At 71.0% G+C, this 24,311-nt stretch carries 18 protein-coding genes and 1 pseudogene; 11 read left to right on the top strand and 8 right to left on the bottom strand.

Features of this window, described 5'->3' with window-relative positions:
* Positions 1-39: 39 nt before the first annotated feature.
* Positions 40-1,080: a dephospho-CoA kinase gene (gene coaE / locus SALPAC2_RS0108835; RefSeq protein ID WP_188115906.1), complete on the top strand. Its 1,041-nt coding sequence runs from the start codon at positions 40-42 to the stop codon at positions 1,078-1,080.
* 57 nt (positions 1,081-1,137) lie between these two features.
* Here coaE and SALPAC2_RS0108830 read toward each other — a convergent pair whose 3' ends face one another.
* Complete coding sequence (locus SALPAC2_RS0108830) at positions 1,138-2,583, bottom strand: hypothetical protein (protein WP_018216296.1); 1,446 nt, start codon at positions 2,581-2,583, stop codon at positions 1,138-1,140.
* A gap of 292 nt (positions 2,584-2,875) precedes the next feature.
* Here SALPAC2_RS0108830 and uvrB point away from each other — a divergent pair, with 292 nt between their 5' ends.
* Positions 2,876-4,978 carry an excinuclease ABC subunit UvrB gene (gene uvrB / locus SALPAC2_RS0108825; protein ID WP_018216295.1) on the top strand — a complete coding sequence of 701 codons (2,103 nt, stop codon included), beginning with the start codon at positions 2,876-2,878 and terminating at the stop codon, positions 4,976-4,978.
* A 237-nt stretch (positions 4,979-5,215) separates the two neighbouring features.
* Here the strand turns inward: uvrB and SALPAC2_RS0108820 are convergent, their stop codons facing one another.
* A complete protein-coding gene (locus SALPAC2_RS0108820; RefSeq protein ID WP_018216294.1) occupies positions 5,216-5,515 on the bottom strand; it encodes an antibiotic biosynthesis monooxygenase family protein in 300 nt (99 codons plus the stop codon).
* 539 nt (positions 5,516-6,054) lie between these two features.
* Here SALPAC2_RS0108820 and SALPAC2_RS0108815 point away from each other — a divergent pair.
* A complete protein-coding gene (locus tag SALPAC2_RS0108815; protein ID WP_026184554.1) occupies positions 6,055-7,053 on the top strand; it encodes a TerC family protein in 999 nt (332 codons plus the stop codon).
* A 143-nt stretch (positions 7,054-7,196) separates the two neighbouring features.
* Positions 7,197-7,994, top strand: a complete 798-nt coding sequence (locus SALPAC2_RS0108810) for a tyrosine-protein phosphatase (protein ID WP_018216292.1) — start codon at positions 7,197-7,199, stop codon at positions 7,992-7,994.
* Positions 7,995-8,070: 76 nt separating this feature from the next.
* Here the strand turns inward: SALPAC2_RS0108810 and SALPAC2_RS0108805 are convergent, their stop codons facing one another.
* Together SALPAC2_RS0108805 and typA are read right to left on the bottom strand one after the other, a co-directional pair.
* The gene (locus SALPAC2_RS0108805; RefSeq protein WP_018216291.1) at positions 8,071-8,910 is read right to left on the bottom strand and encodes a serine hydrolase; all 840 of its coding nucleotides are present in this window, start codon (positions 8,908-8,910) and stop codon (positions 8,071-8,073) included.
* A gap of 61 nt (positions 8,911-8,971) precedes the next feature.
* Positions 8,972-10,840 carry a translational GTPase TypA gene (gene typA, locus SALPAC2_RS0108800; RefSeq protein WP_018216290.1) on the bottom strand — a complete coding sequence of 623 codons (1,869 nt, stop codon included), beginning with the start codon at positions 10,838-10,840 and terminating at the stop codon, positions 8,972-8,974.
* A gap of 142 nt (positions 10,841-10,982) precedes the next feature.
* Here typA and SALPAC2_RS0108795 point away from each other — a divergent pair, with 142 nt between their 5' ends.
* Positions 10,983-12,398: a DedA family protein gene (locus SALPAC2_RS0108795; RefSeq protein ID WP_018216289.1), complete on the top strand. Its 1,416-nt coding sequence runs from the start codon at positions 10,983-10,985 to the stop codon at positions 12,396-12,398.
* A 55-nt stretch (positions 12,399-12,453) separates the two neighbouring features.
* Positions 12,454-13,293: a lytic transglycosylase domain-containing protein gene (locus SALPAC2_RS26015; RefSeq protein ID WP_018216288.1), complete on the top strand. Its 840-nt coding sequence runs from the start codon at positions 12,454-12,456 to the stop codon at positions 13,291-13,293.
* Between the two features lie 44 nt (positions 13,294-13,337).
* On the opposite strand, the gene SALPAC2_RS0108780 is transcribed toward SALPAC2_RS26015, so the two are convergent.
* The gene (locus SALPAC2_RS0108780) at positions 13,338-15,464 is read right to left on the bottom strand and encodes an MMPL family transporter (RefSeq protein WP_018216287.1); all 2,127 of its coding nucleotides are present in this window, start codon (positions 15,462-15,464) and stop codon (positions 13,338-13,340) included.
* A gap of 146 nt (positions 15,465-15,610) precedes the next feature.
* On the opposite strand from SALPAC2_RS0108780, the gene SALPAC2_RS0108775 reads away from it, so the two are divergent.
* Together SALPAC2_RS0108775 and SALPAC2_RS0108770 are read left to right on the top strand one after the other, a co-directional pair.
* Positions 15,611-16,138: a MarR family winged helix-turn-helix transcriptional regulator gene (locus SALPAC2_RS0108775; RefSeq protein WP_018216286.1), complete on the top strand. Its 528-nt coding sequence runs from the start codon at positions 15,611-15,613 to the stop codon at positions 16,136-16,138.
* A gap of 4 nt (positions 16,139-16,142) precedes the next feature.
* Positions 16,143-17,801, top strand: a complete 1,659-nt coding sequence (locus SALPAC2_RS0108770) for a CocE/NonD family hydrolase (protein WP_026184551.1) — start codon at positions 16,143-16,145, stop codon at positions 17,799-17,801.
* Positions 17,802-17,930: 129 nt separating this feature from the next.
* Here the strand turns inward: SALPAC2_RS0108770 and SALPAC2_RS0108765 are convergent, their stop codons facing one another.
* Positions 17,931-18,134, bottom strand: coding sequence for a cold-shock protein (locus SALPAC2_RS0108765; RefSeq protein WP_018216284.1), 204 nt, complete (start codon positions 18,132-18,134; stop codon positions 17,931-17,933).
* Between the two features lie 186 nt (positions 18,135-18,320).
* Here SALPAC2_RS0108765 and SALPAC2_RS0108760 point away from each other — a divergent pair, with 186 nt between their 5' ends.
* From SALPAC2_RS0108760 to SALPAC2_RS0108750, 3 genes and pseudogenes are all read left to right on the top strand, one after another.
* Positions 18,321-19,001, top strand: coding sequence for a class I SAM-dependent methyltransferase (locus SALPAC2_RS0108760; RefSeq protein WP_018216283.1), 681 nt, complete (start codon positions 18,321-18,323; stop codon positions 18,999-19,001).
* 84 nt (positions 19,002-19,085) lie between these two features.
* A pseudogene (locus SALPAC2_RS0108755) lies at positions 19,086-19,768 on the top strand (DedA family protein).
* A 101-nt stretch (positions 19,769-19,869) separates the two neighbouring features.
* Positions 19,870-21,531, top strand: coding sequence for an FAD-binding oxidoreductase (locus SALPAC2_RS0108750; RefSeq protein WP_018216281.1), 1,662 nt, complete (start codon positions 19,870-19,872; stop codon positions 21,529-21,531).
* Positions 21,532-21,579: 48 nt separating this feature from the next.
* On the opposite strand, the gene SALPAC2_RS0108745 is transcribed toward SALPAC2_RS0108750, so the two are convergent.
* A complete protein-coding gene (locus tag SALPAC2_RS0108745) occupies positions 21,580-22,824 on the bottom strand; it encodes an MFS transporter (protein WP_018216280.1) in 1,245 nt (414 codons plus the stop codon).
* Positions 22,825-22,937: 113 nt separating this feature from the next.
* The gene (locus SALPAC2_RS0108740; protein ID WP_026184549.1) at positions 22,938-24,086 is read right to left on the bottom strand and encodes a branched-chain amino acid ABC transporter substrate-binding protein; all 1,149 of its coding nucleotides are present in this window, start codon (positions 24,084-24,086) and stop codon (positions 22,938-22,940) included.
* Positions 24,087-24,311: the final 225 nt, after the last annotated feature.

The following is a 24,311-nucleotide window of genomic DNA, read 5'->3' as shown; positions in this document are numbered from 1 at the left end:
GGTGTGGCGTGCTGCCGGCTGATCCGGTTGACTGGTCCGGTGTTGATGGTGGGACTGACCGGTGGGATCGGCTCGGGCAAGAGCGCCGTCGCGGCCCGACTGGCGGGGCTGGGCGCGGTGGTTGTGGACGCCGACCAACTCTCCCGCGAGGTGGTGGCGCCGGGCACCGAAGGGCTCGCGGAGGTCGTCGCCACCTTTGGTGATCGGGTGCTCGGCCCGGACGGGGCGCTCGACCGGGCGGCGCTCGGCGCCTTGGTCTTCACCGACGAAGCGGGTCGCCGCGCCCTGGAGGCGATCATCCATCCGCGGGTCCGGACTCGCACGGCCGAACTGGTGGCCGCGGCGCAACCCGGCGCGGTCGTCGTCAATGACGTACCGCTGTTGGTCGAGTCGGGGCTCGGCCCCACGTACCACCTGGTGGTTGTGGTGCAGACGGCCCTGTCGATCCGATTGGAGCGGTTGACCCGCGACCGGGGAATGGCGCCGGCCGAGGCGCGGCGGCGGATCGCCGCACAGGCCGACGACGCTCGCCGTCGAGCAGCAGCGGACGTGGTGCTGACCAACGACGGGACCCGAGACGAGTTGCACCGCGCGGTTGACGCGCTCTGGGCCGACCGGCTGCTGCCCTACGCGGTCAACCTCCGCGACCGGCGGGCGGCCGACCCGCCCCGCCCCGGAGGCATCGAGGCTGACCCGCCCCGGCCCGAGCGGGTCGAGGCCGGCCTGCCCCGGCCCGAGCGCGTGGAGGCCGGCCCGGCCCAGCCCGAGCAGTACGCTCGGCTGGTCGCCCGGATCCACCGCGCTGTCGCCCCCGCGGACCTGCCGATCGACTACATCGGCTCGATGGCGATTCCAGAATTGGACTCGGTGGATGTGATCGTCATCCAGCTCACCGTGCTCTGCCTGGACGACGCGGACGGAGCGCTGGCCGAGCAACTCGCGGACGCCGGGTTTCCCCGGCTGCCCGACTCGGGACGGAATGCGGCACGCTGGCCGGAACGGGTGCACGGCAGTGCTGACCCGGCGCGGCCGGTGCGCCTCTACGTCCGGGAGGCGGGCTGGCCCGGCGGGCGGCTGTGACGGGCCGGCGGCCCGGACCCGCGTAACGTCCCGCCCGGCCGGCGCGTGTCGAGAGGGTCAGCCCGTGGCACCGTCCTCGAACGTGAGGTCCACCTGTGCCCAGGTACCGGCCGCCGTCGGGAACTGGAGCCGGTGAGGGAGGCCGGACTGGTCGAGCCAGTAGCGAACCGGTTCGCCCACGGCCGCCACCACCTCGACCACATCGAGCTCGGCTCCGGTCAGCCGGTCGCCCCGGATCCGGTGCGCCGTGCCCGCCTCGGTGGGGATCGCGGCGCGTAGCGCGGCGTCGAGCAGGGCCGCGAGCCCAGCGTCGGGAGCGGGCTCCCAGCCGTTGGTGGGGACGGGCAGCGGTGGCGGCACCGGGTCCACCCCGGCGTTGACGGTTACTGGCAGCTCGGTCTGGGTGGTGCGGCCCTGTTCGTGCCGAAGCAGGGTACGCCGACGTGGGGCGTCAGGGTCATCCACCGCGAGGTACGCGCTGCGTTGGCTCCAGTTGATCCATCCCGTCCCCCGAAGGTTGGCTGCTGAGCCGAGCAGTGCCGTGAGCGTGGCGCGCGCCTCGCCCGCGGCGCGGAGTTGGGTGGGGAGGGACGTCAGGCGGCGGCGTTCGGCAGCGTTGAGCGGCCGGGGGGTACCGGCCTGCCCACCGAGGGCCGCCACCGGACGTAGCGATGGTCGGTCGGCGCGGTTCAGTCGTACGGTGACCGGGCCGAGGTCGGGGAGCTGGGCCTCCAGCCGGTGTAGCCGCGCCTCCCGATCCACCCACCAGTGAACCCCGGTGGCGGGCGGGGGTGTTGGTGCGCCGGGTTGGGCCGGCGGCAGCTGGGCGGTGAGGACGTCGGTCCCGTCGGCGCCGGCGATCCACCGTGCCGTCTCCCCGACCGGTGGGTCGGCCCGGTCGGTGGAGAGGGCGAAGAGCAGCTCGAGCAGCGGCCGGAGGCGGTCGGCGGTCGGCGGGGCGGCTAGCCGCCAACCATCAGCCGGGGGTACCAGGGGCGGGGGCGCCGGTGACGGGGATGTCGGGGTGGTGGAGTCCGGGCGGAGTAGCAGCACTGCGGGCGTCGCCTGGAGCAGACCCCGTTGGGCGCCGAGGCCGGGGCCACCGAGATCGAGGTAGAGCAGCGGTCGGGACCAGTCGACCCAGCCGACCAGGTCGATTCGGCCGGCTCCGGTCCCGGCCGTCAGGTGTACACCGGCCCGCAGATCGCGGTAGTTGGTGACCCGTACCGCGGCGAGTCGGGTTCGCTCGTCGGCGGTTGGCCGGCGGGATGGCTCGGCTGGGTCGGGTATCCAGCTCAGGCCGAGAACCAGCGCGGTGGCGGCGAGCAGGGCCACCGCGGCGAGCGTACGGAGGATGGTCCGACGGCGGCCGGTGATCCGGGGAAGCTGGCCGGTCTGGGCATCGTCGGAGGCGGTCGAGGTGGGTTGGGTATCGGGCGTGGGCCGATGCCGGGGGGTACGGCGGGGACGGGGGGTACGGCGGGTGCGGGCGGAGGACTCCACGGGATGTTGAACGGCGTCGACCGGTCCCCGGTGACGCGGATGTGCGCTCGCGGCGGCCGGTCAGCGCGGTCAGCGCGACCACGTCGGGTGCGCACGCCGGAATGCGGGTGCTGCGACCCTGTGCCGGGGGTGGGGGGCCGTCTTAGGCCCGTTGCCGGCCCGGTCGGCCGCCGCGAGCGGCCTCCCGAGAAGCCTAGCTCGCCGGGTGGGGGCCGACAACGGAAATATCGAGGGTGATCACCGGAGGTGGTAGTCGTCCCGAAGTGTCAGCCATCGAGCGTACGGTGGGGCCATGGCGCTCGACATTCCCCGGCTGGATGGCCGTTTCCAGGTCGTCAGTGATTTCCAGCCGGCCGGTGATCAGCCGGCCGCGATCGACGACCTGGAGCAGCGGGTCCGGCGTGGCGACCGGCACACGGTGCTGCTCGGCGCGACCGGCACCGGCAAGAGCGCCACCACCGCGTGGTTGATTGAGCGGTTGCAGCGCCCGACGCTCGTGTTGGCGCCGAACAAGACCCTCTGCGCCCAGCTGGCCAAGGAGTTCAGCGAGCTGCTGCCCAACAACGCGGTGGAGTATTTCGTCTCGTACTACGACTACTACCAGCCCGAGGCGTATATCCCGCAGACTGATACCTACATCGAGAAGGACTCCTCGGTCAACGAGGAGGTGGAGCGGCTGCGCCACTCGGCGACGATGTCGCTGCTCACCCGCCGGGATGTGGTGGTGGTCGCCACCGTCTCGGCGATCTACGGCCTGGGTACCCCGGAGGAGTACCTGGACCGGGCCGTCCGGGTGGTGACCGGTCAGGAGCTGGATCGCGACCAGCTCCTGCGCCGGCTGGTCGACATTCAGTACGCCCGCAACGACATGGCCTTCCAACGGGGCACCTTCCGGGTGCGGGGCGACACCTTGGAGATCATTCCCGCCTACGAGGAGCTGGCGATCCGGATCGAGCTGTTCGGGGACGAGGTGGAACGGCTCTACTACCTCAACCCGCTCACCGGTGATGTGGTCCGAGAGGTCGACCATCTACTGATCTTCCCCGCCACGCACTACGCGGCCGGGCCGGCGCGGATGGAGCGGGCGATCCGCGACATCGAGGCCGAGCTGGGCGAGCGGCTGGCCGAGCTGGAGCAGCGGGGCAGCCTGCTGGAGGCGCAGCGGCTGCGGATGCGGACGACGTACGACATCGAGATGATGCGGCAGGTCGGCTTCTGCTCGGGCATCGAGAACTACTCGATGCACATCGACGGCCGACTGCCCGGCAGCCCGCCGCACTGCCTGCTCGACTACTTCCCGGACGACTTCCTCACCGTGGTTGACGAGTCGCACGTGACCATCCCGCAGATCGGCGGGATGTACGAGGGCGACGCGTCCCGTAAGCGGATGCTGATCGACCACGGCTTCCGACTGCCCAGCGCCGCCGACAACCGGCCGCTGCGGTTTGACGAGTTCCTGGAGCGGGTCGGCCAGCTGGTCTTCCTCTCGGCCACCCCCGGCTCCTGGGAGTTGGAGCACGCGCAGGGCGAGTATGTGGAGCAGGTCATCCGACCGACCGGCCTGGTTGACCCGGAGGTGGTGATCAAGCCGACCAAGGGCCAGATCGATGACCTCATGCACGAGATCAAGTTGCGTACCGAGCGCGACGAGCGGGTGCTGGTCACGACGTTGACGAAGAAGATGGCCGAGGACCTGTCCGACTACCTCCTGGAGAACGGCATTCGGGTGCGTTATCTGCACTCCGAGGTGGACACGCTGCGCCGCGTGGAGCTGCTGCGGGAACTCCGTAAGGGTGACTACGACGTGCTGGTCGGTATCAACCTGCTGCGGGAGGGGCTCGATCTGCCGGAGGTGTCGCTGGTCGCCATCCTCGACGCGGACAAGGAGGGCTTCCTGCGCAGCGGCCGGTCATTGATCCAGACGATCGGGCGGGCGGCGCGGAACGTCTCCGGCCAGGTGCACATGTACGCCGACAAGATCACGCCATCGATGGCGGAGGCGGTCGGGGAGACCAACCGGCGCCGGGCCAAGCAGATCGCCCACAACGAGGCGCACGGCATCAGTCCGGAGCCGCTCCGCAAGAAGATTCACGACATTCTCGACGACATTTACCGGGAGGCAGAGGAGACCGACAACCGGGTTGGTGGAGCGGCCCGGCAGCTCTCCCGCGGCAAGGCGCCGGTGAAGGAGACTCGTAGTCGCAGCCGAGCCGCCGCTGGACCGGCCCGGGAGGGAATGGCGCGTGCGGAGCTGGCGGAGCTCATTCAGGAGCTGAATGGCCAGATGCTGGCCGCTGCCCGGGAGCTGCAGTTCGAGTTGGCGGCCCGAATTCGTGACGAGATCTCGGAGTTGAAGAAGGAGCTGCGCGGGATGGATGCGGCGGGAGTGTCGTGACCCAGGTCTGAGGTGGCGGGCGCATGCCGCCGGCTACCAGGCCAGCGGCGTGCACCGGGTGGCGCGGCACGACCAACCGGACCCGGTGCCCCCGAGCGCATCGGGGCCAGCGGTCGGCGCGCGTGGGGATACCGTAAGCGCTGGGTGTGACAGCCCTGGCCCACATCGGGTCACTGTTTGGTCACCTGTCGACCTGTCGATCTGTCCGGCCGCCTGACGTAGCGGTCGTCGGAGCACTCATCGCCCGCCCGGCACATCGGTGAAGTGTTCGACCCGCGGCGGGTTGGCGAAGTGCGGGCCGATCAGCTCCCGCCACCGGACAAACCGGTCGGAGGCGCGAAAGTTCTGGTTGTGCGCCTCGACCGAGTCCCACTCGACCAGCAGTACGAACCGGGACGGGGACTCGACTCCGCGGGTCATTCGTACCGAGCGGCAGCCGGGTGTGTCAGCGAGCACCGCGTGTCCTTTGGCGTAGGCGGCTGCGAAGGCCTCCTCGTGTCCGGGCAGTACGTCGATCAACGCGACTTCGAGCACCATGTGTGCAGCATCGCACGATGGTTGAGCCAGTTCACCGTCCGGGGTGACCGAGCTCGGCCGAGGGCGAACCGGGCCGCCGGCCAGCAGCCCGGCTCCTCGGTCTTCTCGCTGGGGCAGCTCGACAGGCTCCGGCGCGGTACCCGCCGCCCCGCGCCCTGCCGCGCCCCGCGCCCCGCCCCGCCCCGCGCCCCGCCCCGCCCCGCGCCCTGCCGCGCCCCGCTGTGCCCCCGCCGCGCCAGCTGAGTTCGCCGTGACCAGGGATTTGGTGAGCGTGCGGGGGACACTGGCCGCCCACTGTTCGGTGGCTCCGCGAGGTGGGCGACAATGAACGGCGGAGGGGAGTATTCCCCCGCGATGGAGTCGTCAGCACGGTCGAGTGCGAACCTGGTGACTTGACCCGGCCCCATCGGTCGTCGCTCCAGCAGGGGTGGCGGCGGAAGAGACCTCCGACAGTCACCATAGTCGGTGTTATCGGCACACCCCGCCCTCCCTGGGCGTACGGTGCGCCGATTGTTGCGTGTCTGCCGGAGGATTGAGCCTTGGACGTGTCCGGACTGGTGTGGGCGGGGACGCTCGTCGCACTGACCGCGATTCTCATCATCGACTTGTTGATCATCGGTCGTCGCCCGCACGAACCCAGCATGCGGGAGTCGAGTCTCTGGGTCGGCTTCTACGTCGCCCTCGCGCTGATCTTCGGTGCGGGAATCTGGCTCGTCTCCGGGTCGCGCGCGGCGGGGGAGTTCTACACCGGTTGGCTCACCGAGTACAGCCTCTCGGTGGACAACCTCTTCGTCTTCGTGATCATCATGGCCCGTTTCGGTGTGCCCCGGATCTACCAGCAGAAGGTCCTGCTCATCGGCATCGTGCTCGCGTTGTTGATGCGCGGTGGCTTCATCGCCGCCGGCGCCGCGTTGATCTCCCAGTTCTCGTGGGTCTTCTACATCTTCGGCGCGTTCCTCATCTACACGGCGATCAACCTCGCTCGGCAGGGCGATCCGGATGAGGACGACTTCAGCGAGAACCTGCTGATCCGGTGGAGCCGTCGGGCGCTGCCGATCTCGCGGGACTACGACGGCGCGAAGCTCACCACGTACGAGCACGGGCGAAGGATGTTCACCCCGATGCTGGTCGTGATGATCGCGATCGGCACCACAGATCTAATCTTCGCGCTCGACTCTATTCCGGCGATCTTCGGTATCACCCAGGAGGCGTACCTGGTGTTCACCGCGAACGTCTTCGCCCTGATGGGCCTGCGGCAGCTCTACTTCCTGCTCGGCGGCCTGCTGGACCGGCTGATCTACCTGAGCTACGGCCTCGCGGTGGTACTCGGCTTCATCGGCGTCAAGTTGGTGCTGGAAGCCCTGGCCGACAACAGCCTGCCGTTCGTCAACGGAGGCGAGCACGTCGGCTGGGCCCCGCACATCCCGATCTGGCTCTCGTTGACGGTCATCCTGGGTACCTTGACGCTGGCGACGGTGGCGAGCCTGGTGAAGTCGTCCCGGGACCGACGTCGGAACCTGGTTCAGGTCCGCGACTGAGAGCCACGCCGGAACACCGCCGTGATCGTCATCGGGCACCCTGGAGGGGACCGGCGGGTGATTGGGGACTGCGTGGACAAGTGGACCATTGCGGCGCGTGTGGTGCGGGCGAGTGGTGTCCGCCAACGGAGTGGAGCACCGGCGTGACCGGCCGGGAGCTGGCCTTGGTGGGGGCGCCGAACGCGCGTGACCTCGGCGGGCTGGTCGGTGCGGGGGGCCGTCGGGTCCGCGGCGGGGTGTTGCTGCGTACCCCGGCGTTGGGGCGGCTGGCTGACGAGGACCTACCGGTGCTGGCGAAGCTGTCGCCGGCCTGTGTGGTGGACCTGCGGGACGCCACGGAGGCGGCGGTGGCCCCACCGGACCGGCTGCCGGGGGACCCCCGGGTGATCCACCTGCCGGTGTACGACGTAACGCATCCGGTCTTCACCTATGTGTCAGCGGTGCTGCTCGGTCACGACCTCAGCGCGTACGCGGAACTGGCGCAGGAGGGCACGCCGGCGGCGATGCGATCCATCTACCGCTGGTTCGTGACCGGGAAGTCGGCGCGGGCCGGCTACGGTGCGGCGGTGCGGTTGGCGGCGGAGGCGGTGAACCTGCCCCTGCTCTACCACTGCTCGGCGGGTAAGGACCGGACCGGCTGGTTGACGGCGGTATTGCTGCACGCCCTCGGGGTGGACGAGGCGACGATCCGGGCGGACTACCTCGCCAACAACGTCCTCACCGAGAGCCTGCGGGAGGTGCTCCTCGCCGGGATGCGTCGGCGGAGCCCGGAGCTGGACGTCACCGTGGTGCGGCCCGTGCTGGAGGTACGCGACGAGTACCTGGACGCCGGGTACGACGAGGCGCGGCGGGTGTACGGGTCGTTCGGGTCGTACCTGCGCGACGGGCTCGGGGTGGACGACGAACTGGTGGCGACCTTGCGGGCGCGGCTGCTGGAGTGACCTCCACCGTGGCGGGGTGAGCTCGGCGGGCCGAAGAGGTGGCGGCTCGGCTGAGCCGAGCCGGTGGCGGCCCGGCTCAGGCGAGCCGGTGGCGGTGGGCGAAGGCGCGGGCGGAGATGTCGGCGAGGAGTTGGCAGGCAACCTCGTCCGGGCTGCGGTCGTCGGTGCTGCAGACGGCGAGGACGTACGGGGGCGCGTCGTCGGGGTAGACGACCCCAACGCTGTGCCGCACCCCACGTACCCAGCCGTTCTTGTGGGCGATCCGGGTGCCGGCGGGCAGGCCGGCGGCGAGATCCTCGCGGTGTTCTTGCGCGACGAGGAGGTCGAGCATGGCGGCGCAGCTTTCGGGTGTCGCCAGCGGGCCGGGCCGGGTGGCGCCGAGCGCCAGGCCGCGCAGGAGGGTGGCGAGGTCGGCGGCGGTGACCAGGTTGGTGATGCCGGCCGCGCGAGCGGCGAAATCCTCGATGCCGCGGCCGGTGACGCTGTGCCGGGCTCCGGCCCGGGCCCAGACGTCGGCGACGGCCGGCAGGCCGACCTGGTTCAGGAGCAGGTTGGTGGCGAGGTTGCTGGATCGGACAATCATGCGTTCGGCCAGCCAACGTAGCGGGGCGGTACCGCCGAGCCGGTCCCAGACGTCGTCGTCGTTTCGGGCGGGGCGGGTGCAGGCGAACCGAGCGGCTCCGGGCCGGGCCGAGTCGAATTCGTTGCGGACCGGTACGGCGGTGTCCGGGGTGAGACGCCCGGCCGCTAGGTCGCGGTAGAGCGCCACCAGCACGGCCACCTTCATCGTGCTGGCCGCGTAGTGGGTGGTGTCCGGGTGCCGGGTCCAGGTGGGGGCCGCGTCGAGGCGAGCCAGGTAGGCCGAGACGGTGCCCGGCATCCGGTCGAGGTGCGCGTCGACACCATCGAAGATCACCTACCGAGGGTATGCCGGGGCGCCTCCGCGCGTCTCGCGGTGTCGGCGCCCCGGCGTGGCCTCAGCTGGCGTGCTTACGGCGGGCCGCCGCCCGGGCCCGCTGCGTCTGGTCGAGCAGTACCTTGCGGATCCGCACCGCGGCCGGGGTCACCTCGACGCACTCGTCCTCGCGGCAGAACTCCAGGGCCTGCTCCAGGGAGAGCTTGCGGGGCGGGATCAGCTTCTCCGTCTCGTCGGCCGTTGACGAGCGCATGTTGGTGAGCTTCTTCTCCTTGGTGATGTTGACATCCATGTCGTCGGAGCGGGAGTTCTCCCCGACGATCATGCCCTCGTACACCTCGGTGCTCGGCTCGACGAAGAGGGTGCCGCGTTCCTGCAGGTTCATCATCGCGAACGAGGTGGCGGTGCCGGTCCGGTCGGCGACCAACGAGCCGTTGTTGCGGGTCCGGAGCTCGCCGAACCAGGGCTCGTACGACTCGAAGACGTGGTGCAGGATGCCGGTGCCCCGGGTCTCGGTGAGGAACTGGGTGCGGAACCCGATCAGACCCCGGGCCGGGACCAGCCACTCCATCCGGATCCAGCCGGTGCCGTGGTTGACCAACTGCTCCATCCGACCCTTCCGGGTGGCCAGCAGCTGGGTGATCGCGCCCAGGTACTCCTCGGGCGCGTCGATGGTCAGCCGCTCCACCGGCTCGCAGGTCTTCCCGTCGATCTCCTTGGTGACGACCTGCGGCTTGCCGACGGTCAACTCGTAGGACTCGCGGCGCATCTGCTCGACCAGGATGGCCAGAGCCAGCTCGCCGCGGCCCTGTACCTCCCAGGCGTCGGGCCGTTCGGTCGGCAGGACCCGCAGCGAGACGTTGCCGATCAGCTCCCGGTCCAGCCGGTCCTTGACCATCCGCGCGGTGACCTTGGCGCCCTTGGCCCGGCCCACCAGCGGGGAGGTGTTGGTGCCGATGGTCATGGAGATGGCCGGCTCGTCAACGGTGATCAGCGGCAGTGGCCGCGGGTCCTCCGCGTCGGCGAGCGTCTCCCCGATCATGATCTCCGGGATGCCGGCGACGGCGATGATGTCACCCGGCCCGGCGGATTCGGCCGGCTTGCTCTCCAGGCCCTCGGTCATCAGCATCTCGGAGATGCGCACCCGCTGGCTGCTGCCGTCGGTGCGGCACCAGGCGACGGTCTGGCCCTTGGTGATCGTGCCCTGCCGGACCCGGCAGAGGGCGAGCCGGCCGAGGAACGGGGAGGCGTCCAGGTTGGTGACGTGTGCCTGGAGCGGGGCCTGCTCGTCGTAGGTGGGCGGCGGGATGGTGTCGAGCAGGGTGCGGAACAACGGTTCGAGGTTGTGGCTGTCCTGTGGGACCGCGCCGTCGGCGGGCTGGGTGAGGGAGGCGATTCCGTCCCGGGCGCAGGCGTAGACGATCGGGAAGTCGATCTGTGCGTCGTCGGCGTCCAGATCGAGGAAGAGCTCGTAGGTGTCGTCCACGACCTCCTTGATCCGAGCGTCGGGACGGTCCACCTTGTTGATGACCAGGATGATCGGCATCCGCGCCCGGAGGGCCTTGCGGAGCACGAACCGGGTCTGCGGTAGCGGGCCCTCACTGGCGTCCACCAGCAGTACGACGCCGTCGACCATGGTGAGACCGCGCTCCACCTCGCCGCCGAAGTCGGCGTGCCCCGGAGTGTCGATGATGTTGATGGTCACCGGGTCGGAGCCGTCGGCCGGCAGGTACCGCACGCCGGTGTTCTTCGCGAGAATGGTGATGCCCTTCTCGCGTTCGAGGTCCATCGAGTCCATCACCCGTTCGGTCACCTCACCCCGGGCGCCGTAGGCGCCAGCCTGCCGCAACATGGCGTCAACCAGGGTGGTCTTGCCGTGGTCGACGTGGGCGATGATGGCGACGTTGCGGAGGTCGGTGCGAAGCTGCATGCCTCCATCCTTCCGCCTGCGCGGATCCGGCGCGGCGTCGGGGTCATCCGGGGTCTTCCCCGGGGTATCCCGGATCTCTACCGAAACGCCTGTAACTCGCGCTCGACCGCTGGCAAGCTGACCCTCGTGACCAGGGGGCCGGGTGAATGAGTTACTGAGCCGGCTGCAGGAGCTGCCACCTGGGCTGATCCTGCTGGTAGCGGCGTTGATCGTGGCCGCCGAGACGGCGCTCATCTTCGGGTTGTTGATGCCCGGGGAGGCCACTCTGCTGCTGGTCGGATTCCTCACCTACACCGGAACCCTGCCGCTGGGGCCGGCGCTGCTGGTGATGATCGCCGCGGGTGTGCTGGGAGACGCGGTGGCGTTCCGGGCCGGTCGCCGGTACGGGCCCCGGCTGCGCGCCAGCCGGTTCGGTGCCCGCATCGGGCCGCACCGGTGGCGCCGCGCGGACGCGATGCTCGGAAGACTGGGGGGCCGGGGGGTCTTCACCGGCCGCTGGGTGGCCTTCGCCCGGACCCTGGTGCCGCGGCTGGCCGGGGCCGGGCAGATGCCGTACCGACGGTTCGCGCCCTGGAATCTGGGTGGGGTGGTGACCTGGGTGGGGGGCTCGGTGCTCGCCGGGAACCTGGCCGGCGAGTCGTACGAGACGGTCTCGCACCTGCTCGGCCGTGCCACGGGCGCGGTCCTGGTGCTGCTCGGGGCGGTGCTGGCGGTGCTGCTGGCCGGGCGCTGGCTGGGTCGAAACCCGGACCCGGTACGGGCGCTGCTGGCCCGCGCTGGCGGTCTACCCCCGGTACGCGGGCTGACCCGTCGCTACGGGGCACTCTTCGGTCTGCTCGCCCGCTCCCTCGGCCCGGGGCGGACGTTGCTGCTGAACCTGGTTGCCGGCCTGCTGCTGCTGTTCCTGGCCGGGCTCGCCGTCGCCTGGGTGCTCGGCGCGGTGATCCGGCGGAGCGGGCTGACGGTGGTGGACGGCGCCGTCGCCGACTGGTTCGCCGCCCGTCGTACGCCGGAGGCGGTGGAGGTGGCGCTGGCCGCGGTTTCGGCGCTGCGTGGCCCGGTGGTGATCCTGTTCGTGTCGGTGGTGGCGGCGGGGGTCGCCTGGCGGCAGCGACCCTGGCGGGCGGACCTGCTCAGCGTGGTGGGCACTGTCGGCGCGTGCATGCCGTTGGTGGTGCTGGCGGTCGCCGCCGACGTGGTCCAACCCGACCGGTCCGGCCCGCCGGTGTTGTTTCCGACCCAGACCGCCGTGGTCGCCGCGAGCCTGTGCACCCTCGCCTGGCTGCTGTCCCGGGGTGCCCGTTGGCCGGTCGCGGTCGCCGCCTGGACCGGCGCTGCCGCCGGGGTGGTGGGGGTCGGTGGCGCCCGGCTGTACCTCGGCCTGAGCACCGCCAGCAGCGCGCTTTCCGGGGTGCTGCTGGGGGTGGCGTGGACGGCCGTGTTCATGGTGGCGTGGGCGACCCGGGACCGGGCGGTCCGGGTGGCCTCGGACGTCGGCGACGAGCCGGGCCCGGCGGCAGCCGAGTCGCGCCCACCGCAGGGGGTCTCCGGCGGGTGACGGGACGGCGGTAGGCATCGACAACTGCTACCTTGCGTCGGTCGGAGGGGGAGACATGAAGGTGCTCCGGATCGGCGTGGGTTGGCTCGCTGTTGTGCTGCTCACGGTGGGGTGCGCGGGGGAGCGGGGGCAGGCGACGGCCGAACCGACAGTGGAGGTCAGCACCACGGAGCCCGCGCCGACAGCCACCTCGTTCGCGCGGACGGAGTTGGGTGACGCACCGAGCCCCAGCGCCACACCCAGCAGTTCACCCAGCGGTGGGCCCGCAGCGAAGCCCACCGCCACCGCGTCGTCTCGGGCGCCGGCGAAACCCGCCCCGGAGACGCCGGCCCCACCTCCGCCGTCGGAGTCGGAGCCGACCGGCTGCCCACCCAGCCACGAGGGCACGCCGGCTTCCCGCACGCAGGTGCGGTCGGCGCTTACCAACGCCGCGGCGAAGACCTACTGGCCGACCTCCGCACCGGACATCCGGATTCCGGCGGCCCTGGTGAAGGCGACCGCGTGGCAGGAGAGTGGCTGGCAGTCCACGATCGTCGCCTGTGACGGTGGCATCGGGTTGATGCAGGTGATGCCCGCGACCGCCGACTGGATGAACCAACGGTTCGGGCAGAGCTACGACGTCTGGGACTACCGCGACAACGCCTATCTTGGCGTGAACTACCTGGCCTGGCTGACCAAGTACATCGGCGACCTGTACTTCGACGGCGACTACCGGCTGGACGCGTCGCTGTGCTCGGCCGAGCTGAACTCGTGCCTGCTGAACGCGGTGATCGCCAGTTACAACTACGGCCACGCCGCGGTGGCGAGCGGGGAGGGTCCGATCACCATCCCGAATCCGCGGTATGTGGGCAACGTCCGCGCGCTGATGACCGAGTGCGTCTGCCTCGCCTACTGACGGTTCGGGCGCCACGCCCCGCCGTGGCGCCCGAACGAGGGCCGTCAGTCGTGGGCGGGGACCGGCGCCGGGGCGGCCGGGGTCTGCCCGTGGGCCACGGCCGGCGGGCGGCCGGGCCACCAGAACCGGTCGCCGAACAGGAACACCAGGGCGGGGACCAGCACCGTCCGGACGAGCAGGGTGTCGAGCAGGACACCGATGCAGACGATGACTCCGATCTGGGTGAGCAGGATCAGCGGGAGTACGCCGAGGACGGCGAAGACCGCGGCGAGCAGCACCCCGGCGCTGGTGATGACGCCACCGGTGACCCGGAGAGCCGAGAGCATCCCGTCCCGGGTCCCGGTGCGGCGAGCGTCTTCCCGGGCCCGGGTGACCAGGAAGATGTTGTAGTCCACCCCGAGGGCGACGAGGAACACGAACGCGAGCAGGAGCACGCCGCTGTCCAGCGCGGGGAAGCCCAGGACGTGGTCGAAGAGCAGCCACGCCGCCCCGAGACTGGCGAAGAACGACACGATCACGGTGAGCACCAGTAGCACCGGGGCCAGCAAGCCGCGCAGCAGCAGCACCAGGACGGCGGCGACCAGCAGCAGGATGATCGGCAGGATCAGCCGCAGGTCCAGCGTGTTGGCCTCGGCGGTGTCGTAGCCGGCGGCGACGGCGCCGCCGACCAGGGCTCCGTCGAAGGGGCCGGTGCCGGCAACCGCGGGTGGGGCGGAGTCGGGTACTGCGGCGACCGCCGTGCGCAGCCCCCGTACCGTCTCGTCGGAGGCGGCGGTGCCGGGCTCGGCGGTCAGCACCACGTCGACCTGGGCGACGGTGGTGCCGGTGTTACCCGGTTGGGCTGAGGCGACGCCGGGCACTGTGGCGGCGGCCGCGGTGACCGCAGCGACGGCGGTCGGGTTGGTGAGCACCGCGACCGGCTGGGTGGTCCCGGCGGGGAACGCGGTGGCCAGGGTCTGCGCTCCGGCGACCGCCTCCGGTTCGACCCGGAACTGCTCGGTCTCCGACAGCCCGGTGCGGATGCCCAGGCCGCCGAGGGCGAGACCGGCCAGCAGCAGCGTCGCCAGGACCGCGACGGAGGCCGGGCGGCGCAGAACCACGGCGCCGAGCCGGCCCCACAGGCGTCCCTCGGTGACCGCGCTGCCGAGGCGCGGGACGAACGGCCAGAACAGGCCACGGCCGAAGATCACCAGGGCGGCCGGGAGTACGAAGAGCGCGGAGAACATGGCGAACACGACGCCGAGGGCGCAGGCCACGGCGAGCGCCCGGTTGTTCTCCTGCTCGGACAGCAGCAGGGTGAGAACGCCGAGTACGACGGTGGAGCCGCTGGCCAGGATGGGTTCCGCGGTGCGACGCAGGGCGGTTCGCATGGCCGTGAAGCGGTCCGCCTCGCGGCGCAACTCCTCCCGGTAGCGGGCGATCAGCAGCAGCGCGTAGTTGGTGGCGGCGCCGAAGACGAGGACGCTGGCGATGCCGGTGACGGCCCCCGTCTGCAGGTTGATCCCGACCGCCGGGACGATCGTCTCGATCGCGCGCAGGGTGAGCTGCTCGGTGGCGGCGACGACCGCCAGCGGCACCATCCAGAGGACCGGGCTGCGGTAGGTGACCAGCAGCAGCAGCGCCACCACGGCGGCGGTCACCGCCAGCAGGGTGGTGTCAGCGCCGTCGAAGACCCGGGTCAGGTCGGTGGCGAAGGCCGGCGTCCCGGTGACGTCGATGGTGAGGTCGCCCGGAGTGTCGGCCAGTACGGCCCGCAGCTCGTCGATGGTCTCGACGGTTCGCTCCTGCCCCTCGGTGGTGGACAGCGGCACGGCGATCAGGGCGACTGAGCCGTCCGGGGCGACCTGCGGTGGCGGCACCTGCCCATTGACCGCGAACCGGCGAAGTTCGTTGCTCTGCCCGGTGAGGGTCTCCTGGTCGGCGGCGGTTAGCGCGCCGCCGTCGGTGCGGCTGACGACGATGAGAGCCGGCTGGACCTCGCTGGCGGGCAGCTGTTCCTGGAGCCGTTCGACCTGGGTGGACTGCCACTGGTCGGAGAGGCCGGTGGCGGAGACGGGGGCAGGGTTGTCGGGCTTCGGCAGCCCGAAGACGGCGGCGCCGAGGACGATCGCGGCGAGCACGGTGAGCCACGCGGCCCACCTGCCCCGCGCGACGTGGGTGAAGACGGACATCGTTTCCTCGTGGGCTTGACGGAATGACGGCTCGGGTACTACTCACATCGGGGGAATACGCGATTGCCAAGTATCTCGACGGACGAGATTATCGGTCTCTCCGCTATGCTGCAACCACACCACCTTGGCGAGGAGAAAATCGGGACGTGGCAGGTCAGAGCAGCTACCGGCGACGCGACACCCGACGCGGGCAACTCATCGCGGAGATCACCAACGAGCTCCGGCGGTACGCGGTGGACGCCCAACACGTCGGCCACGCCTTCGCCAACCTGCACGGCTTGGGCGCCACCGACCTGCAGGCCCTGATCGCCGTCATGGACGCCGAACTGCACGGTGACCCGATCACCCCGGGTCGCCTCGGCGAACAACTCGACCTCTCCTCCGGGTCGGTCACCGCCCTACTCGACCGGCTGGAACGCGCCGGCCACGTCCGCCGCGACCGCACCTCCACCGACCGGCGCAAGGTCCTGGTGCACTACGCCGACCGCGGTGCCGAGGTGGCGAGGGAGTTCTTTCGACCGCTCGGCCGCCGGACCGACGCGGTGATGCTCGACTTCACCGACGACGAGTTGGAGACCGTCCACCGTTTCGTCACGGCCGTCCGGGCCACGCTCCGCGAACACCGTGACGCGGTCCGGGCCGCCCGGCCCGAGCCCCGCCGGGCGAACGGCTGAGGCCGTGTTCGCGGCGCTGGCAACCCGGGCCGCGACGGCCTTGTTGCGCCTGCCGCCGTCGCGGACCCGCCAGGTCAGGCTGACCCGGGACATCCCGGTCCGGGTTCGCGACGGCGTGTCGCTGCGCACCGACCACTACGCCCCGGACCGCCCGACCGCGCCCACGGTGCTGATCCGCACCCCGTACGGGCGGGGCGGACCGGTCCGGCTGCTCGGCCGGCTCATCGGCGAGCGGGGCTACCACGTGGTGATCCAGTCCTGCCGGGGCACCGGTGGCTCCGGAAGCCGGTTCGACCCGCTGGTCCACGAACGCGAGGACGGCCTCGACACCCTCGACTGGCTACGGCGGCAACCCTGGTGGAACGGCGAGTTCGGCATGTTCGGCGTCAGCTACCAGGGCTTCGTCCAGTGGGCCGTCGCCGCCGACGCCGGGGCGGACCTCCGGGCGATGGTCGCGGTGGTGGCCGCGTCCGGCACCCGCGACTCGACGTACCCGGGGGAGTCCTTCGCCCTGGACACCGTGCTCACCTGGGTCGAGCTGCTCGAGGCGCAGACCGTCGGGTGGCTCGCCCGGCAGTGGGAACTCCGGCGCGGCCAGCCCCGGCTCGCCGCCGGCCTGTCCCACCTGCCGTTGGTCGAGGCGGACCGGGTGGCCACCGGGGTGACCGTGCCCTTCTTCCAGGAGTGGCTGCGCCACCACAACCCCGACGCGGCCTACTGGCGGGCCCGGTTCTTCGGCGACCGGCTCGCCGAGGTGCGCGCCCCGGTGTCCATGATCGGTGGCTGGCACGACATCTTTCTCCCCGCCCAGCTGCGCGACTACGCGGCCCTGCGAGACGCCGGTGCCGAGCCCCGGCTCATCGTCGGGCCGTGGACGCACGGCAGCCCGGGGCTCTTCGTCGCCGCGCTCCGCGACGGACTGGACTGGCTCGACGAACACCTGGGTGGCTACCCGGGGCGCGCTCGGGCCCCGGTTCGCCTACACGTCGGCGGGTCCGGCGGCGGTTGGCGGGAGCTGCCGGCCTGGCCGCCCCCAGCCACGCCGACTCCCTGGTACCTGCAGCCGGAGGGCGCGTTGCGTGCCGCGCCGTCGCCGGCCTCGGCCCCGGACGGTTTCTGGTACGACCCGGCCGACCCCACCCCCTCGGTGGGGGGCCCGCTGCTGGTGGCGCAGCAGGCCGGCCCGGTCGACAACCGACGAGTCGAGGCTCGCCCGGATGTACTGACCTGGACCAGCGCGGCACTGCCGGTGGCGATGGAGATCATCGGACCGGTCCAGGCGGAGATCTTCGTCCGAAGTGAGCTTCCTCACCTCGACGTCTTCGTGCGACTCTGCGACGTGGACCGTCGGGGTCGCTCCTGGAACATCTGCGATGGGCTGGTCCGAGTCAGCCCAACCGCCTTCGCGGCCGACCCGACGGGCGCGGTCCGCGTCGCGGTGCCGTTGTGGCCGGTGGCCCACCGGTTCGCCGTCGGTCACCGACTGCGGGTGCAGATCTGTGGCGGGGCCCATCCCCGGTACGCCCGCAACCCCGGCACCGGCGAGCCGCTCGGTACCGCGACCACGCTGCAGGCCGGATGGCGGGAGATCCTGCACGATCCGCAGCACCCGTCAGCGGTGGTCCTACCCACCGTGGAGTATCGATACCCGTCAGCGCAGTAGCGGGGTGAGCCGCAATCGGAACCGCTGGTCATCGGCGGTTTACCCGCTCTGGCGCAGCGGCAAGCGTGGCGTGGGTAGCACGCTACGGTGACGGCGGCCGGTTGGTCCGACCGCCGTCACCGCGCCGGGTCACGCCGGGCGGACGTTATCCGCCTGCGGGCCCTTCTGGCCCTGGGTTACATCGAAGTCGACCTTCTGGCCCTCGCTCAGCTCCCGGTAACCGCTCATCGAGATCGACGAGTAGTGGACGAAGACGTCCGGCCCCCCGCCATCCTGCTCGATGAAGCCGAAGCCCTTTTCTGCGTTGAACCACTTGACGGTGCCGGTTGCCATGCATCTCTCCCTGTTCCAAGCGGGCGAACCCCGGCCGGCGGCCGATGATCGCCCGGTACCTTCCCGACAGTAGCGGGCCGCGCGCCAATCCGCTGGACGAAGTGCCGTAGGCAACGAAATGACCGGTCCGGGGCGGACCTGCCAAACATCGCACGGTGGCCTACCGGACTGGGGCATGCTGCCCCGGTGGGCGTAGCCGCGACCGCCTTGGTCGACCTGGAACGGGAGATCGCTGCGCCCGGCCACGGCCTGGACCGGCTGCGACTGTTACCCGTGCCGTTCGTGCCTGAACTGCGCCTGCATCTCGCGGAGGACCCGATCGTCTGGTGGGCGCGGATGGAAGCCCGAGCCGGGCACCCGCTGCCCCCGCCGTACTGGGCGTCGGTGTGGCCCGGCGGTCAGGCCCTCGCCCGGCACCTGCTCGACCACCCCGACCTGGTCACGGGTCGCCGAGTACTCGATCTGGCCGCCGGCTCGGGCGTGGTCGCGGTCGCCGCCGCGCTGGCCGGCGCCGCGCAGGTCGTGGCCGCCGACACCGACCCGTACTCGGTCGCCGCCGTCACCGTCAACGCGCGGGCCAACGGCGTGCGGATCGCGGCCACCGACCGGGACCTGCTGGACGACACCCCCGCCGAGCTGGATTTGTTGGTGGCCGGCGACGTCCTGTACGACGGTGCGACGGCGGCGCGGATGCTGCCCTTCCTCCGCCGCGCTGTGTTCGCCGAGGTCGACGTACTGGTGGGCGAGCCGGGCCGCGGGCATGTGCCGGCACACGGGATGGCGGTCGTCGCCGAGTATCTGGTGCCGACCACCGAGCCGACCGCCGACTCCCCGGTGCGGCGGGTGCAGGTGCTGCGGCCACGCTGACGCCGGCCCTGAGCGGGGCATCAGGGACAGCTGGGGGCCTCTCCGGATACCCCGGCGAGGCCACCTGGTCCTAACGTGTTGGGCATGGATTGGCTGGCCCAGATTGGAGAGCTCCCCACTCTCCCGCTATTGGGGGCACTCGGTGTGGTGATGGTCTTTGATGCCGTGCCGCTGCTCGGGGTGCTGGTGCCCGGAGACGTGGCGATCCTCGCGGCGGTGGGGGTGCCGGGCCGCACCGCCTGCCTCGCCGTGCTCGGCACCGTGGTCGCCGGCTGCCTGGCCGGCTGGTCACTGAGCTTCCTGGTCGGCCGTCACCTCGCTGATCGGCTGCGGCGCGGGTGGGTTGGTGACCGGATCGGCGAACAGCGGTGGGCGGCGGCGGAGCACTTGTTGCGCCGCAGCGGCGGCAAGATGGTGCTGGTGGCGCCCTTCCTGCCGGTCCTCAACGCGCTCCTGCCGCTGGTCGCCGGTGGCCTGCGGATGTCGTACCGGCGGTTTCTGGGCTGTGCGGCGCTCGGTGCGGCGGCGTGGGGCGGGCTCTATCTGGCGCTGGGTGCGGCGGCCCGGTCGATCACCGGGCTACTGCCCGGCGCACCCAGCCCGATGGTGGTGACGATGGTGGTCGGTCTGCTGCTCGCCACCGGGGTGTTGGCGGTGGCTCGGCGTCGGGTGTTGCCGGAACTGCCCGACGACGGGTACCCGGCCCCCGACGGGTCCGCCACCCGGCCACGGCGTCGGAGCAGGCGTCCGGCCTCGACCGTGGCTGACGTGTCACCGGCGCCGGGCGGCGGGATACCGGTCACGACACCAGTCGACTAGGTTCGGTGCATCGACATCGGTGACGGTGATGTGAAGGTGGGGAGACTGGATGCCCGGGAAGCGTCGTTCATGGTGGGGCTGGGGCTACGTCGAGGACGCGGTAACCGGTGCTGAAGCCGGGCGGCTCGCCGACCGGGTGCGGGCCCTGCTACCCGACGTTGACCTGACCCCGCACGAACCGCCGCCGGTGGCCGAGTTGGACCTGCCGCCGGCGCGGGTCACTCCGCCAACGGCGCTGTCACACCTCTGCTCAGCTGAGCCGGCCGACCGGGCGGCGCACGCGCACGGAAAGGCGTTCCGGGACGTGGTCCGGAACCTGCACGGCGACGTACGGCACCCGCCGGACCTGGTCGCCCGCCCCACCTCCGAGCAGGACGTGGCCGACCTGCTGGACTGGTGCTCGCGCTCCGGCCTGGCGGTCGTCCCGTACGGTGGCGGCTCCTCTGTGGTCGGCGGGGTGGAGCCCCGGGTGGGCGACGGCTACCCGGGCGCGGTCAGCCTCGACCTCGGCCGGCTCGACCGGGTGCTGGAGGTCGACCGGACCAGCCGGGCGGCGCGGGTCCAGGCCGGCGTGTTCGGGCCGGCGCTGGAGGAGCACCTTCGCCCGCAGCACCTCACCCTGCGGCACTTCCCGCAGTCGTTCGAGTTCTCCACGCTCGGGGGCTGGCTCGCGACCCGGGCGGGCGGGCACTACGCGACGGTCCTGACCCACATCGACGACCTGGTGGAGGCGCTGCGGGTGGTCACCCCCGCCGGCACCAGCCAGTCCCGACGGTTGCCGGCCTCCGGCGCGGGGCCGTCACCCGACCGGCTGTTCCTCGGTTCGGAGGGCACGCTCGGCGTCATCACCGAGGCGTGGCTCCGGGTGCAGGACCGGCCGCGGTGGCGGGCGGACGCGGCAGTGCACTTCGACGACCACGACGCCGCCGTCGCGGCGACCCGGGCGATCGCCCAGTCCGGGTTGCACCCGAGCAACTGCCGGCTGCTCGACCCGGCGGAGGCGCTGCTGAACGCTGGCGTGGCGACCGGCGGCGGGGTGCTCGTGCTGGGCTTCGAGTCCGCGGACCACCCGGTCGGGCCCGTGCTGGACCGGGCCATCGAATTGTGCCGGGACCACGGCGGGACACTGCCCGAGCCACCCCGGGAGCGTGACGCGCCAGCGCCCCGGGGGAGTGGCGCCACCGACACCTGGCGGTCGTCGTTCCTGCGGATGCCGTACCAGCGGGACGCCCTCGCGGCCCGGTCGATGATCGTGGAGACCTTCGAGACCGCCTGCACCTGGGACCGCTATCCGGCGCTGCGCGCCGCGGTGCTCGACACAGTCGGCGCGGCGCTGCGGGAGGTCGGCGCGACCGGGGTGGTCACCTGTCGGTTCACCCACATCTACCCGGACGGGCCGGCCCCCTACTTCGGCGTCTACGCCGCCGGCCGGTGGGGCAGCACCGTCGCCCAGTGGGATCAGATCAAGTCCGCCGTCTCCGCGGCGCTGCTCGCCGCCGGGGGCACCATCACCCACCACCACGCCGTCGGTCGCGACCACCGACCCTGGTACGACCAGCAGCGCCCCGAGCCGGTGGCGCTGGCGCTGCGCGCCGCGAAAGCCACCCTCGATCCATCCTGGGTGCTCAACCCCGGCGTCCTCCTGGACGCTCCGGGCGTCGGCGGTGCGGCGGCGAGCCGGTCGAGCGGTAGGGCGGAGCGGGTCGCGTAGCAGACCGCTGTCACCACGTGTTCTGGCCGTGTACGAGGTGGCCGATGGTCAGGAGGCGACCGGCGTGTTGACGGTGGCGCCGTCCCTCGGGCGGGGCGTGGCTGGGCTACCCAAATTCGCGATCCCCGGAATGGGCAGGACAATGACGACGGAGAGCACGAGAACGCCGGCGGCGATGGTGGCGAGTGTGGTGGGACCCGCGATGGTGAAGAGCCATCCGGCGAGGGCGAGGCCGATGGGCGTGAATGCGGTGTTGGCCAGGGAGTCGACCGACATAACCCGGCCGAGTTTTTCCTTCGGCGTCGAGGCTTGCAGCGCGCTGAGCCACAGCACCGCGAACCCGCCGAGACCAGCGCCGGCGACAAAGGAGAGCGGCGCCAGGAGGAGGCCGGTGGCGCCCAACGCCAAACTCGCGAGTTGGGGCAGCTGAGCCAGCAGGCAGAACATCGCCGCGTAGCCGGGACGGCGTGGGTGCCGGGTACCGGCGAAAGCGGCTCCGGCCAGCGAACCAGTGGCTTCGGCCGCCACCACCAGACCGTATATCCGTTCACTTTCGGTGCCGAGTACCAGCGGTAGCAGCACGTACAGTGGTCCATTGACCAGCGCTAACTGCACTGTGCCCTGAACCATGATGGACGACATCCATGGTCTGGCCCGCACATGGTGCAGTCCTTCGCGGAAGTCTTGCCAGACGCTCGTCTGCGGCTGACCCAGCTGAGGCGCGACATCGCGAATCACCAGCAACGTGCTGATGCTGATTAAGAACGTTGCCATGTCAATGAGGAGCGTGGTCTGCGCTGAGGTTGCAGCCACCATGACCCCTGCGGCGGCGGCACCGGCTACTGCAGCGATGCGATTCGACATCGCCCGCAACGCGTTGCCCGGTGCGATGAGCGCGGGCGGGAGTAGTGACGGGAGCAGCGCCCCATAAGCGGGCCGATACAGCCCGAGACCAAGACCCATGACGAGCGCCGCGGTGAGTAAGGTGGGCAGCGGAGCCGCTGGGCCGGCAAGCAGGATCGCCGCGAGGGCCACAAGCCGGATCAGATCAGAGATTATGATCATGACGGTACGGCGGCGGCGGTCCGCGAGGACGCCGCCGACGAGAACAGACACCACGCCGCCCAGGGCGACCATCGCCAGCACCAAACTGATGGCGCGGGCGGCATCGGGTCGCGGTAGCAGGAACAGCGCGATAGCGACCCCGAAGACCGCGTCGCCGAAAATGTTGATCGTCTGTCCCAGCCACGCCGCCCGAAATTCCTTGTGCCGCAACGGCTCGAGAAGCTGCATTGTTTGTTTGCCCCACCCGCGTCGCCGCGGTGCTGGCCGGCCGTCAGGGCCGACCGGATCGCGCGGCCGGGGAAGCCCCGGCCGCGCGATCAGTCATCCTGGCTCAGCTCAGCTCAGCTGAGCTTGATCTCCTGTTGGGCCGTGAGCTCACCGCCCTTGATCTCGTAGGCCCACGTCACCACCCGGGACTCGTCCACGTCACCGTTCTCATCGAACTTGAGGGACTTCGAGACCCCCTCCTTGTCGTACGAGTCGACCCACGCCAGCAGATCGGCACGCGTGGTGTTGCCCTCGGCCAGGCCCTCGATCAACACGTTCGCGGCGTCGAAACCCTCGGCACCGAAGGGCCCCGGAGGAGCGCCGTACTCCGCTTCGAAGTCAGCCGCGAAGGTGCCGCCTGCCTTTTCCGACGGCAGACACAGGCAGGTGATGATCGCACCTTCGGCGCTGGCTCCGGCACCCTTCGGGAAGGACGGGTCGTAGATCCCGTCGAGGCCGAGGAAGGGGGTCGTGATGCCGGCCTCCCGCAGCTGCTTCACCAGCGGAGCGGCCTCGTTCGTGTAGCCGCCGTAGGCGATCGCGTCCGGGGCGGCAGCCTTGATCTTCGAGATGGTGGCGGCGAAGTTGACCTGCTTCTCCTGCACCTGGTCGGTGCCGCCCGCCAACTCACCGAGGGCCTCGGTGAGTTGGTCGGTGATGCCGGCGCCGTAGGTGGTGCCGTCATTGATCACGAAGACCTTCTTGGCCTGCACGACGTCTCGAAGGTAGACGGCGGCGGCGGCACCCTGGACGGCGTCGTTACCGACCACCCGGTGGAACACCTCGTTACCGCCCGCGGTCAGCTCGATCGCGGTCGCCGACGGGCTGACCATCACCATCTCGGCCGCCTCGTAGACCGCCATCGTCGCCTTGCTCTCACCGGAGAACCCACCGCCGATGACGCCCAGGAAGGACGCGTCGCCGGCCACCCTGTTCGCGACCGGTGTGGCTTCGGTCGGGTCACCCTTGGTGTCGAACTCCTGCAGCGTCACCTCACAGTCCGGGTTCGCCTCGTTGTGCTGCTTCACCGCAAGTTGGGCACTCTTGAGCGCCGGAATCGCCAGACCCGAGTTCGGTCCGGTGTAGGCACCGAACATGGCGATCTTGCCACCGCAGTCACTGCCGCCGGCGGTGTCGTCCTTCTCCGCCTGACAGCCCGCCACGCCAAGGAGGGCTGCTGACAACCCAATGGCGCCGAGCGCCCGTACGTATTTACGCCTCACGGCTATTGACCTCCTCCAGTTGCAGGGGCCCGAGCGCACCCGAGGCAGGCGACCGCACCAGTACGTCAGCCTCCCCACCTCGATGTGAGCCCGCACACCTGCCACGGCTCGTGATGGCGGAGCGTACTGGGCCGACAAACGGTCCCGGAAGCCCTCGAAGTTACGCTTGTCAAACTGTTACGGATACCAGCGTCAATATGGCCTGAACCTGCAACATCCGGCACA

It is taken from the genome of Salinispora vitiensis (assembly GCF_000378825.1).
GTDB classification, from domain to species: domain Bacteria; phylum Actinomycetota; class Actinomycetes; order Mycobacteriales; family Micromonosporaceae; genus Micromonospora; species Micromonospora vitiensis.
The sequence above is the reverse complement of the archived record's forward strand: the minus strand, read 5'-3'. Positions and strand labels throughout refer to the sequence as shown.